Source organism: Rhodococcus sp. 05-2255-1e (assembly GCF_002259025.1).
Classification (GTDB): Bacteria; Actinomycetota; Actinomycetes; order Mycobacteriales; family Mycobacteriaceae; genus Rhodococcoides; species Rhodococcoides fascians.
Genome location: NZ_NOZE01000040.1, coordinates 84745 through 96716, shown reverse-complemented (window position 1 = coordinate 96716; position 11972 = coordinate 84745). Strand labels below are relative to the sequence as shown.

Below are 11972 nucleotides of genomic sequence, written 5' to 3'. Positions count from 1 at the left end.
TCCCGCTTCGGGGGCTGGTGCTGGAGACAGATCGAATCGAACGACGCAGCGGGGATGTCATGGCAATCGCATGCCCGGTGTGTTCGGTCTTCAACCGTGTTCTCTCGATCGGTTGCGGCACAGACGTTTCGGCGAGCCGGCCGCGCCGGACGCGGCAGGTTCTACGGGTTCGATGCGCGCTCCGCCAACAGTGCGAGACGCCTGAGTGCCTCGGAATTTCGGGGGTGAGACAGCGCATGTTGAACCCGGTTGGGCACGAGCTCGAACGGCGGTGTGCTCGCGTGCTCGATCATTTCGATCGTGCAGCCGGTTGCTGTCGGGTGCAGCCGGACGGTGATGGAGGCGCGTCCGAACGGCATGGCCCGGGCTTCCAGCTGTAATTCGCGGTTCTCGTGGACGGCGACCGAGCGCGTGACGTCGCTGAGCACGAGCGGCCAGGCTCCGACCGAATGGTGGATGACACTGCCGGGAGCAGGCCACGCCGCGTCGACCGCTCTGATTCGGGATGCACCGACCACCCACATTGCGTAGGACCAGCCATCGGCAAGAACGTTCCACACGTCCTCGCATCGAGCTGTGGTGTCGCGTTTCGTCGTCACGCTCGGACCTCCGTCGTCATCTCGGTACGCCGCTACGCCGAACGAAAAGCGTTGGTATGCCGCCGTTCTCGGGGCACACGTACGGCGGTTGCGCAGTGGGGGACCGGCCTGGACTCGACTCGGATATCGGTGACGCTACCTGCCGCTGAGCCGGGGCACAACGCGGCAGTGGGCCCGGCGCACGCGGCTTCTCGACCACCCGGCGCGGTATGGGGCGTCGGTTGCCATAATGGGCCGATGTCGACAATCGCGTACGTGATCGCAGGTTCGGAAGCCACCGGCGGGGCTGGTCTGCAAGCAGATCTCAAGACGTTCGAGCGGTTGGGGGTCTACGGGGTCGGCACCATCACGTGCATCGTGTCCTTCGATCCGAAGGCCGAATGGGGCCACCGCTTCGTGCCGATCGACAGTTCGGTGATCGCAGATCAAATCGAAGTGGCCACCGCCGCTCACGATCTCGATGTCGTCAAGATCGGCATGCTGGGCACCCCCGCGACCGTCGCCACGGTCGCGGAATCACTGCGCCTGCAGCCGTGGCGTCATGTGGTGGTCGATCCCGTGCTGATCTGCAAGGGCCAGGAACCCGGTGCGGCTCTCGACACCGACAATGCGCTCCGTCGCGACATTCTTCCGCTGGCCACCGTCATCACACCCAACCTGTTCGAGGCGACGACGTTGTCCGGAATGGACTCCATCGACACCGTCGAGGATCTCGGTGAGGCAGCCAGGAGGATCGCCGACCTCGGCCCCCAGTACGTCGTGGTCAAGGGTGGTGCCGGCCTACCCGGAGACGAAGCCGTCGACGTCGTGTTCGACGGAAAGGACCTCACCGTCCTGCGCGCCCCGAAGATCGGCGACGAGAGGGTGTCCGGCGCAGGATGCGTGTTCGCAGCTGCCATCACTGCCGAGCTGGCCAAGGGATCCGGCGTGCTCGACGCAGTGGCCACGGCAAAGGACTTCGCGCATGCCGGCATCGTCGGCCGGTTGTCGAGTCACGCTCCGTTCGCTGCCGTCGCCTGGCAGAACTGAGCCCGCCGGCCCGGATATCGATCACGGGTCTGCCTCGAGTGCTGCGAGGCTTCATGTTTGGACGGGTTCGCCGCGGGGACACTGACGTAATCGACGTGTTCCTGCAGGCCCGGAATGCGTCGCCGGTGAAGCGAACAGCAGTCGAGGAGACACCATGGCCCAACATGACCCCGCCGACTCCGGTGCCGAAGCGAACGACGACGACCGCACGATGCGCGGGCACGCCGGGGAAGCGATCGTCGACGCGCGCAACTGGCCCGGCTACATCTGTATCGGTCTCGCGCTGGTCAGCCTCGGACTGACCTTGACTGCGGCCGGCTACGGTTTCGAGGGTTGGGCGTGGACGGGCGCGGTCCTCGCGCCCGTTCTGCTCGTCGCAGGCACGGTTCTGGTGTTGCTCGAGCGTCGCCGGGTCAAGGCACAGGAAGGCAAGAACCTGACCGACCCTGCGGGGCATTGATCGAGCCCGATCTCGGCAGGGGTGGCACGTCGTCGATCGGCGTCGGCGTGGAACTGAACGAGCTGGCACTCTCGATCGGCGCTGCGCCGCCGATTCGTTCCGTGCGAGTGACCGGGGCAAGCGACGACTCGCGAACGGTTCGTCCCGGTGACCTGTACGTGGCGTTGCCCGGCCGCCGAGCGCACGGCCTCGACTTCGAGCTCGAGGCCAAGGCCCGAGGGGCAGTGGCGGCGTTGTCGGACCGGGCCTCGACGGTTCTGCCGACACTCGTCGTGCCGAACCCGCGCCGCCGGGTTGGGGAGGTGTGCGCTCGAATTCATCGGTTCGCGCACCGAGACCTCGATCTGTACGGAGTCACCGGGACCAACGGAAAGACGAGCACCACCCTGCTGCTCGGAGCCGGGCTCGCTGCTGCGGGAGACTCCGTGGCGACCATGACCGGAATCGGTTTGGTGGGGCCGCACGGCGGGGAAAAATCGGCCAGAACTACGCCCGAGGCGGCCACAGTGCATCGGACTCTGCGCCGTTTCCGAGACGAGGGCGCTACGGCGGTTGCCCTCGAGGTGTCCTCTCACGCCGTCACCGAGCACCGCGTCGACGGTCTCCGTTTCGCGGTGATGGGGTTCCTCAATCTCACGCCGGATCACCTCGATTACCACGGAGACATGGACAGTTACTTCGCCGCGAAGGCCGAGCTGTTCTCGGCGCACCGATCGACACGCGCTGTGGTCAACGTCGGCGATCCGCACGGCAAAATCCTGGCGGGACGCCTCGATATTCCCTGTTGGACGTGGTCCACGGCCGATCGCGGTGCCGATGTTCGCGGCGAGAACATCGAGTGCACCGACGTCGGAACGTCCCTGACAGCGCGAACCCCGATGGGCGATGTCGAGATCCGCCTACCTCTGCTGGGTCCGCACCAGGCCGAGAACGCTCTGGCCGCACTGACCATGGCGTTGGCGGCCGGCCGCGACATCGCAGCAGTCGCGGCAGGACTCGAACGCCTCGACGCCGTTCCCGGCCGCCTCGAACGTGTCGACGTCGGACAGCCTTTCCTGGCCGTCGTGGACTACGTGCACAACACGGCAGGTCAGCGGGCGCTGCTGCCGTTCGTCCGCAGCGTGGTCTCGGGTCGACTGATCGTCGTCGTCGGGGCAACGGGCGAACGTGACCCGGGTAAGCGGTTTCCACTCGGGCGAACGGCAGCCACGTTGGCCGATGTGGTGATCGTCAGCGACGAGAGTCCGCTGTCGGAGGACCCCGGCACCATCCGAGCCGCAGTGGAAGAGGGAGCTCGGGCTGCACACTCAGCGGTGGTGGTAGTCGAAGCCGACAGGCGGCGTGCCGTGGAGCACGCTGTGGCCATTGCTCAGCCCGGGGATGCCGTGGTTGTGGCAGGCCGGGGCTGCGATGCCGAACAGGTGTACGGCGACCACATCCTGCGATTCGACGACCGTGAGGTGTTGCGCGACGTCCTCGCCGCCCACGTCGCGCGGAGTTGAACGCGTTACCGCTACTGCGCTGCGGACGTACGTTTCCGAGCGGATTTGTCTGCTCGACGCTGTGCGAACCTGCCGGCGGACTTCAGGGCATTGGATACGACATTGGCTCTGCCCGTTCGCTTTTCGAGGCTCACGCCGGCAAATGCCAGGAGCCGGGCAGCAATGGGCAAGCCGATCGCGACGACAAGGTAGCGGTAAAGATACTTGCGGGCCAGCAGCGGGATCATGCGGGAAGTCCTGTCGTGGGGGAGGTTGTCAGCGGACGGCCCGTCGAACCTTGACTGCTGCTGTTGCCGTCAGCGCGATGATCGCTCCGACGACGGCTGCACCGAGCATTGCGACGCCCTGCCCGAGATCGAAGTTCCAGCCGAGGAAGTTGATCGTGCTGTGAACGGTGTTCTGCAGCACGAAGATGACCAGTGCTGCAACGAGCACGACCGTGACGAGGAGGGCCAACTTCGAGGCGAATCCGCCGCGGCGCTTGGTGGTTGTGGTGTCCGATGTTGCAATCATGAGGGTTCCGTTCTGTGAAGTGGAAGGTGAGCAGAAACCGAGTGCCGCCGATCGCGGTGACCGGCGGCACTCGATGCGGGGCTGCTGGTTACTTGAAGGTGTCCTTGATGTTCTCGCCGACCTTCTTGACGCCGGCCGAACCCTGATCCTTCTTGCCCTCGGCTTCGAGGTCCTTGTTGTTGGTTGCGTCGCCGACAACTTCCTTCGCCTTGCCGATGGCGTCTTCTGCTGCGTTCTTGGCCTTGTCGATGAAGCTCATGGTGTGCACCTTTCGGGTGGCTGTGATTGTTGGTAACGGATAGATAGTCGGTTTTCGAGGCCGAAAGCAAACGTCGCGCGAAAGTGATCTGCATCACTCGAGCGACCGCGGCGGTCAGGTGAGGGAGACCAGCTCAGTGATGTCGTCGTGCGGAAGCTCGCCGTCGACCACGGCGGTGACCACGGAACTGTTCAGGGTGATGGCACCCTTGTGGTTGTCCAGGAATGCGGTATCGGCGGCATCGCGGCCTACCGAAATGCGAACCAGAGTGGACCGCGGTGCCAGGCACGTGGCGTCGACGACACGCCACTGGCCGCCGACGAACGCCTCGGCGACGGCATGGAAATCCATCGGATCGCATCCGGGCGCGTACACGGCTACGAGGCGGGCAGGAACATTGACAGCGCGCAGCATCGCGACGACCAGATGCGAGTAGTCGCGGCACACTCCCTGGCCTGCAAGCAGCGTGTCGACGGCTCCGTCGATCGGATCACTGCTTCCTGGAACGTAATTCAGACGTGCGCCCACCCAGGCGGAGATCTTGGCCAGCAGTTCCTCGGAATCGGCGTAATCGCCGAATTCTGTTGCGGCGAAACCGTAGAACTTGTCTGCTTCGGCGTAGCGGCTGGGCCGAAGGTAGAGCGACATGTCGTAGTCGGTGACGGGGGCCGGGGTGGTGTTGCCCAGGATGGTGGCGTCGTACGAGACCTGTAAGTTGCCGACGTCGGCGGGCATGACGTGAATGCGGTTGCCGTGCGGTCCGCTGACCTCCTTCGCCTCGACGGGATTACCGTCGAGAACGAAGGAGAGCGATTCGGTGACCGTCGTACCGGGGTGCGGTGCGATGGCGATCTGGAATTCGAGAGTGGTGGCGGCGGTGATGTCTACATCGAGGCGCGCGGATACGTCGCGTTTGAGCATGAGGACTCCTGGCAGGTGGGGGCGGGTGAACCTGCTGCCAGTACCCGTATCCGCCGAAACCAATCGCCCCTGGTCACCGAGTGATCAACGCCACCCCAGTGCGGGGGCCACGTCGCGCAGCAGCGTCTCCAGAACGTGTGCGCAGTACTCCACACCCAACTGGTTCGGGACGGTGAGCAGCAGAGTATCCGCGGCGGCGATCGCCTCGTCCGCTGCCAGTTCTTCGATCAGCCGATCGGGCTCACCCGCGTAGGTCTTGCCGAAACGAGCCTTGCCGCCGTCGAGGTAGCCGACTTGGTCGTCGCCGCTGCCCTCTCGGCCGAAGTAGGCGCGGTCGAGATCGTTGACGATCGGAAAGATGCTGCGGCTCACGGATGTTCGAGGAGCGAAGTCGTGGCCCGCGTCGCTCCACGTCTTGTGGAAGCGTTCGATCTGTTCGGCTTGCAACTGATGGAAAGGCACCCCGGTGTCTTCGCTGAGAAGTGTGGAGCTCATCAGATTCATGCCCTGGCGCGCCGTCCACTCGGCCGTCTCGCGGGTGCCTGCGCCCCACCAGATTCGTTGGCGCAGACCCGGTGCGTGAGGTTCGAGGCGCAGCAGGCCAGGCGGGTTGGGGAACATCGGCCGCGGGTTCGGCTGAGCGAAGCCCTTGCCTTCCAGCAGATCGAGGTAGATGCGGGTGTGCTCGCGAGCCATGTCCGCATGGTCGGAGCCCTCCGCGGGGGAGTATCCGAAGTGGCGGTACCCCTCGATGACCTGTTCGGGCGATCCCCGACTCACGCCGAGTTGCAACCGCCCGCCCGAGATGAGGTCGGCAGAGCCGGAATCCTCGGCCATGTAGAAGGGATTCTCGTACCGCATGTCGATGACGCCGGTACCGATTTCGATGGTGCTCGTCCTGGCTCCGACGGCGGCGAGCAGCGGAAACGGTGAAGAGAGCTGATTGGCGAAGTGATGGACGCGGTAGTACGCACCATCGGCTCCGAGTTCCTCGGCCGCGACCGCGAGGTCGATCGACTGCAACAGCACATCCGATGCCGATCGGGTCTGCGACTGCGGGGACGGTGACCAGTGTCCGAAGGACAGAAATCCGATCTTCTTCATCGTGCGCTCTTTCGTTGAAGGATCAACTATGTTCGTACGACTCAGCGCTCAGCCGGGTCGATTCATTCCCCGGTGCCGGCACTACGCCCCGATACCCGCCGTCAACAACTTCGCCAGTTCGAGGTAGGCGTCGCCGTCACTCAGACCGGTCAGGCGGAACACCTCGCGCGTCTGGATGCGCACCATGACCGAGGATGCGACGTCACCGACGAATGCCGCATGGACGTCGCGTACCTCGCCACTCGCCACACCCTCGCTGATCAGCTCCTGGACCCGTCGTGCCGCGATTGCGGTGTTGCGTTCGTACACCGAACGGGCCGATTCGAGCGACGCGAGATCGGTCATGAATTGCTCGGACGCAGATTCCAGAGCGGCACCGACTGCGGTGAGATACGTGGTGATGCGGTTGCGGGTTCCGTCGACCTCGGCGACCGCATTCTCGACCTGGGTGGTCATGGACTTGAAGTAGTGCACGGTTGCGCCGCCCACCAACTGATCCTTGCTCGACGCCAACGTGTACAAGGTGGATTTGGAGCAGCGGAGGCGAGCTGCGATGGTGTCGAGCGTCAGGTGAGCGAACCCCTCGGCCAGGAACAGGCTGACGAGTTGGTCGAACAATTCCGAACGGCGAGCCGTGGCATGCGAGGTCACGGGTGCGTTCACATCCAGGATGGTACTGCATCGTCTTGTGCAGTACTGTGCATCAGTACTGCGGATCATTCTTCAGTACTGATGCCGAACATCCCGGAGGTTCTAGTGCCCGTCGCTCGTCTGTTGCCCACCGCCGAAGCGCGCGACCTTCTCGCGCTGACCCGCGATGTGGCAGACAAGGTGCTCGACCCGATCGTCGACGAACACGAGCGCAACGAGACCTATCCGACGGGAGTGTTCGCCACTCTCGGCGAAGCCGGACTGTTGAGCCTGCCGTACGCGGAGGAATGGGGCGGCGGAGGTCAGCCGTACGAGGTGTACCTCCAAGTACTCGAGGAATTGGCATCACGATGGGCGGCCGTTGCAGTCGCGGTGAGCGTGCACGGTTTGGCCTGCTATCCCGTAATGGCGTTCGGTACCGATCAGCAGAAGGCCGACAAGCTTCCCGACATGCTCGGCGGGTCGCAGATCGGTGCCTATTCGCTGTCCGAGGCGCAGGCCGGTTCCGACGCAGCGGCCCTGAGTTGCAAGGCGAGCGCGGCTGACGGTGGGTACACGGTCAACGGGTCCAAAGCATGGATCACCCACGGCGGTGTTGCTGATTTCTACAACCTGTTCGCCCGCACCGGCGAAGGCTCCAAAGGGATCTCGTGTTTTCTCGTTCCCGACGGGACCGAAGGCCTCAGTTTCGGCAAGCCCGAGGAGAAGATGGGGTTGCATGCGATCCCGACCACGTCGGCGCACTACGACAACGTGCACGTTCCCACCGAATGGCGCATCGGAGCGGAAGGCCAAGGACTGCAGATCGCCTTCAGTGCGCTGGACGCCGGAAGGCTCGGAATCGCCGCTGTCGCAGTCGGAATCGCCCAGGCTGCACTCGACGATGCCGTGAAGTACGCGCAGGAACGCACTGCGTTCGGCAAGAAGATCATCGACCATCAGGGTCTGGGGTTCGTTCTGGCGGACATGGCCGCCGCAGTCGACTCCGCACGCGCGACCTATCTCGACGCGGCTCGCCGTCGGGACGCCGGACTTCCTTACTCCCGCAACGCTTCTGTGGCCAAGCTGATCGCTACCGATGCGGCCATGAAGGTGACGACCGACGCCGTGCAGGTGTTCGGCGGGTACGGCTACACCAGAGACTTCCGCGTCGAGCGCTACATGCGCGACGCCAAGATCACGCAGATCTTCGAGGGCACCAACCAGATTCAGCGTCTCGTCATCGCCCGATCACTCGCGACCAACTGACCATCCGCACCTTGCTTTCCACACACACGTAGGGGACATCTGCATGACGACAACCGAACCCGATATCCATACCACTGCGGGTAAATTGGCCGATCTTCGTAAACGTCTGGGGGCTGCGGAGATGCCGTCGGGTGAGGCGGCGGTGGAGCGGGTCCACGCGAAGGGCAAGTTGACCGCGCGCGAGCGGATCACCGCCCTGCTCGACGAGGGCTCGTTCGTCGAACTCGATGCGTTGGCGCGGCACCGATCACAGAATTTCGGGTTGGGTGACAATCGCCCCTTCGGTGACGGTGTCGTCACCGGCTACGGCACCGTCGACGGCCGCGATGTGTGCGTGTTCTCCCAGGACGCGACCGTCTTCGGCGGCAGTTTGGGGGAGATCTACGGCGAGAAGATCGTCAAGGTGATGGACCTGGCGATCAAGACCGGAAGGCCGTTGGTGGGCATCAACGAAGGCGCCGGGGCCCGCATCCAGGAAGGTGTGGTCTCCCTCGGGTTGTACGGGGAGATCTTCCACCGCAACGTCCGCGCATCCGGGGTGATCCCGCAGATCTCGGTGATCATGGGCCCCGCCGCCGGCGGACACGTCTACTCCCCAGCGTTGACCGATTTCGTGGTCATGGTCGATGGCACCAGTCAGATGTTCGTCACCGGCCCCGACGTCATCAAGACCGTCACCGGGGAGAACGTGACGATGGAAGAGCTCGGTGGCGCGCACACCCACATGGAGAAGTCCGGGGTCGCGCATTACGTCGCGTCCGGGGAGCAGGACGCCCTCGACTACGTCCGCGACCTGTTGGCCTACCTCCCGTCGAACAATCGGGCCGATGCGCCGCGGACGGCCGCGTCGGATCCGATCGTCGGATCCATCGAGGATTCGTTGACGGCGGAGGATCTCGAACTCGACACTCTGATTCCGGATTCGCCGAACACTCCGTACGACATGCACGAGGTGATCCGCCGGATCCTCGACGACGACGAATTCCTCGAAGTCCAGGAAGGGCGGGCCCGCAACATCATCGTCGGGTTCGGGCGGATCGACGGCCGGTCGGTGGGCATCGTGGCCAATCAGCCCACCCAGTTCGCCGGCACGTTGGATATCGATGCCTCGGAGAAAGCAGCCCGGTTCGTCCGCACGTGTGATTGTTTCAACGTTCCGATCATCACGTTGGTCGATGTGCCGGGGTTCCTGCCCGGGACGGGGCAGGAATACAACGGCATCATCCGACGTGGGGCGAAGTTGTTGTATGCCTACGGGGAGGCGACGGTCGGGAAGATCACCGTCATCACCCGCAAGGCCTATGGCGGGGCGTACGACGTGATGGGGTCCAAGCACATGGGTGCCGATGTGAATTTGGCGTGGCCGACGGCGCAGATCGCGGTGATGGGGGCCTCGGGTGCGGTCGGGTTCGTCTACCGCAAGCAGTTGCTCGAGGCCGCGAAGAACGGTGAGGACGTCGATGCGTTGCGGCTGACGTTGCAGCAGCAGTACGAGGACACGTTGGTCAACCCGTACGTCGCTGCCGAGCGCGGGTATCTCGATGCGGTCATCCCGCCCAGTCACACCCGCGGTCAGATCGTGACCGCGTTGCGGCTGCTCGAACGCAAACAAGTGACCCTGCCCCCGAAGAAACACGGAAACATCCCACTATGAGTGCAGCGAAGCATGACGCCGCGTCTGCCAGTTGGTCGTTTCGCGGAAGTCCGACGGACTCCGAGATCGCTGCTGTCGTTGCGGTTCTGACTGCCGCGCAGTCGTCGGTGGCCGAGGACGTACCGGCCCCGATCGATCTGTGGGGTCGACCTGAAGATATGCATCGTTACGGACTCGCCAGTGCCCCAGCTCTTTTCGTCAATGCCCGATTCGGCCAGTGAAGGACTTCGCACAGATGACCACCTCTACCTCCCATAAGAAGATTTCCAAGGTTCTTGTTGCCAATCGTGGTGAGATCGCGGTTCGGGTGATCCGGGCGGCCGCTGATGCCGGGCTGGCCAGTGTCGCTGTGTACGCCGAACCCGACGCCGATGCACCGTTCGTCCGCCTGGCCGACGAAGCATTCGCACTCGGCGGACAAACCTCCGCGGAGTCGTACCTGGTGATCGACAAAATCTTGGACGCCGCCGCTAAATCCGGAGCCGACGCCATCCACCCCGGCTACGGATTCCTCTCCGAGAACGCCGACTTCGCCCAAGCTGTCATCGATGCAGGTCTGATCTGGATCGGACCGTCCCCACAGTCGATCCGCGATCTCGGCGACAAGGTCACCGCCCGCCACATCGCCGCCCGCGCCAAAGCACCCTCGGTCCCCGGCACCTCCGAACCGGTCGAAGACGCCGACGAGATTTTGGCGTTCGTCGACGAACACGGCCTCCCCATCGCCATCAAAGCCGCCTTCGGTGGCGGCGGACGCGGCATGAAAGTGGCCCGCACCCGCGAGGAAATCCCCGAACTGTTCGACTCCGCCACCCGCGAAGCCGTCGCCGCATTCGGGCGCGGGGAATGCTTCGTCGAACGCTACCTCGACAAACCACGCCACGTCGAAGCCCAGGTCATCGCCGACCAACACGGCAACGTCATCGTCGCCGGCACCCGCGACTGCTCCCTGCAACGCCGCTTCCAGAAACTCGTCGAAGAAGCACCCGCCCCGTTCCTCACCGACGCCCAACGCAAAGAAATCCACTCCAGCGCCAAAGCCATCTGCCTCGAAGCCGGCTACTACGGCGCCGGAACCGTCGAATACCTCGTCGGCCAAGACGGCCTCGTCAGCTTCCTGGAGGTCAACACCCGCCTGCAGGTCGAGCACCCCGTCACCGAGGAAACCTCCGGCATCGACCTGGTCCTGCAGCAGTTCCGCATCGCCAACGGCGAAGAACTGACCATCACCGAAGACCCCGAACCGCGCGGGCATTCGTTCGAGTTCCGGATCAACGGTGAAGACGCCGGACGTGGGTTCCTGCCCGCCCCCGGACCGGTCACCACCTTCACCGCCCCCTCCGGCCCGGGTGTCCGCGTCGACTCCGGTGTCGAATCCGGCAGCGTGATCGGGGGCCAGTTCGATTCGATGCTCGCCAAACTCATCGTCACCGGAGCCACCCGCGAGGAAGCCCTCGCTCGTTCGCGTCGGGCGTTGGCCGAGTTCACCGTCGACGGGTTGGCGACGGTGATTCCGTTCCACGCTGCGGTGGTCTCCGATCCCGCGTTCATCGGTGACGGTGACTCCTTCTCGGTGCACACCCGGTGGATCGAGACCGAATGGGACAACCAGGTTCCCCCGTTCACCGCCGGGCAACCGATCGACGACGACGAGGCCCTGCCGCGGCAGTCGGTCATCGTCGAGGTCGGGGGCCGACGCGTCGAGGTCTCGCTGCCGGGAGAGCTCACCCTCGGCGGTGGTAGCGGCGGGAATGCCGGTGCGGTACGGCGTAAGCCCAAGGCCCGCACCCGTGGTGGTGCCGGAGCCGGCGCCGCGTCCGGTGACTCGGTGACCGCACCGATGCAGGGCACCGTGGTCAAAGTCGCCGTCGACGAAGGCCAGGAAGTCGCCGCCGGGGACCTCGTCGCTGTCCTGGAAGCGATGAAGATGGAAAACCCCGTCACCGCCCACAAAGCAGGCACCATCACCGGCCTGAGCGTCACCGCAGGCGACGCCATCACCCAAGGCACCGTCCTCGCAGAAATCAAGTAG

The 11972-nt window shown here is 64.5% G+C and carries 14 protein-coding genes; 7 read left to right on the top strand and 7 right to left on the bottom strand.

Going from position 1 to position 11972, the window contains the following annotated elements; all coding sequences use genetic code 11:
* Window positions 1-161 precede the first annotated feature (161 nt).
* On the bottom strand, window positions 162-599 hold the full coding sequence (locus tag CH262_RS23850; protein ID WP_027496188.1) for an SRPBCC family protein: 438 nt from the start codon (window positions 597-599) through the stop codon (window positions 162-164).
* Between the two features lie 237 nt (window positions 600-836).
* On the opposite strand from CH262_RS23850, the gene thiD reads away from it, so the two are divergent.
* The 3 genes from thiD to CH262_RS23835 all read left to right on the top strand — a co-directional run bounded on the left by thiD (window position 837) and on the right by CH262_RS23835 (window position 3590).
* Window positions 837-1628, top strand: coding sequence for a bifunctional hydroxymethylpyrimidine kinase/phosphomethylpyrimidine kinase (gene thiD / locus CH262_RS23845; protein ID WP_032368862.1), 792 nt, complete (start codon window positions 837-839; stop codon window positions 1626-1628).
* A 154-nt stretch (window positions 1629-1782) separates the two neighbouring features.
* The gene (locus CH262_RS23840; RefSeq protein WP_032364705.1) at window positions 1783-2088 is read left to right on the top strand and encodes a membrane protein; all 306 of its coding nucleotides are present in this window, start codon (window positions 1783-1785) and stop codon (window positions 2086-2088) included.
* A complete protein-coding gene (locus tag CH262_RS23835) occupies window positions 2085-3590 on the top strand; it encodes a Mur ligase family protein (RefSeq protein ID WP_094718565.1) in 1506 nt (501 codons plus the stop codon). Before CH262_RS23840 ends, CH262_RS23835 begins: the two co-directional genes overlap by 4 nt.
* A gap of 11 nt (window positions 3591-3601) precedes the next feature.
* Here CH262_RS23835 and CH262_RS23830 read toward each other — a convergent pair whose 3' ends face one another.
* From CH262_RS23830 to CH262_RS23805, 6 genes are all read right to left on the bottom strand, one after another.
* Window positions 3602-3817 (bottom strand): hypothetical protein, encoded by a 216-nt coding sequence (locus CH262_RS23830; protein WP_032368864.1) that lies wholly within the window; start codon window positions 3815-3817, stop codon window positions 3602-3604.
* Between the two features lie 28 nt (window positions 3818-3845).
* The gene (locus tag CH262_RS23825; protein WP_174557318.1) at window positions 3846-4103 is read right to left on the bottom strand and encodes a lipopolysaccharide assembly protein LapA domain-containing protein; all 258 of its coding nucleotides are present in this window, start codon (window positions 4101-4103) and stop codon (window positions 3846-3848) included.
* A gap of 88 nt (window positions 4104-4191) precedes the next feature.
* Window positions 4192-4362: a CsbD family protein gene (locus tag CH262_RS23820; RefSeq protein ID WP_027495724.1), complete on the bottom strand. Its 171-nt coding sequence runs from the start codon at window positions 4360-4362 to the stop codon at window positions 4192-4194.
* Between the two features lie 114 nt (window positions 4363-4476).
* Window positions 4477-5283, bottom strand: coding sequence for a transglutaminase-like domain-containing protein (locus tag CH262_RS23815; protein ID WP_027496193.1), 807 nt, complete (start codon window positions 5281-5283; stop codon window positions 4477-4479).
* A gap of 84 nt (window positions 5284-5367) precedes the next feature.
* Complete coding sequence (locus CH262_RS23810) at window positions 5368-6387, bottom strand: LLM class flavin-dependent oxidoreductase (RefSeq protein WP_027496194.1); 1020 nt, start codon at window positions 6385-6387, stop codon at window positions 5368-5370.
* A gap of 81 nt (window positions 6388-6468) precedes the next feature.
* Window positions 6469-7050 carry a TetR/AcrR family transcriptional regulator gene (locus tag CH262_RS23805; protein ID WP_230074079.1) on the bottom strand — a complete coding sequence of 194 codons (582 nt, stop codon included), beginning with the start codon at window positions 7048-7050 and terminating at the stop codon, window positions 6469-6471.
* A 93-nt stretch (window positions 7051-7143) separates the two neighbouring features.
* On the opposite strand from CH262_RS23805, the gene CH262_RS23800 reads away from it, so the two are divergent.
* From CH262_RS23800 to CH262_RS23785, 4 genes are read left to right on the top strand one after another with little or no spacing between them, the layout of a single operon-like run.
* Window positions 7144-8286, top strand: coding sequence for an acyl-CoA dehydrogenase family protein (locus CH262_RS23800; RefSeq protein WP_032383940.1), 1143 nt, complete (start codon window positions 7144-7146; stop codon window positions 8284-8286).
* Between the two features lie 43 nt (window positions 8287-8329).
* A complete protein-coding gene (locus tag CH262_RS23795) occupies window positions 8330-9940 on the top strand; it encodes an acyl-CoA carboxylase subunit beta (protein ID WP_094718564.1) in 1611 nt (536 codons plus the stop codon).
* Window positions 9937-10161 carry an acyl-CoA carboxylase epsilon subunit gene (locus tag CH262_RS23790; RefSeq protein WP_094718563.1) on the top strand — a complete coding sequence of 75 codons (225 nt, stop codon included), beginning with the start codon at window positions 9937-9939 and terminating at the stop codon, window positions 10159-10161. The genes CH262_RS23795 and CH262_RS23790 overlap by 4 nt, the downstream gene beginning before the upstream one ends.
* Window positions 10162-10175: 14 nt before the next feature.
* Complete coding sequence (locus CH262_RS23785; RefSeq protein ID WP_094718665.1) at window positions 10176-11972, top strand: acetyl/propionyl/methylcrotonyl-CoA carboxylase subunit alpha; 1797 nt, start codon at window positions 10176-10178, stop codon at window positions 11970-11972.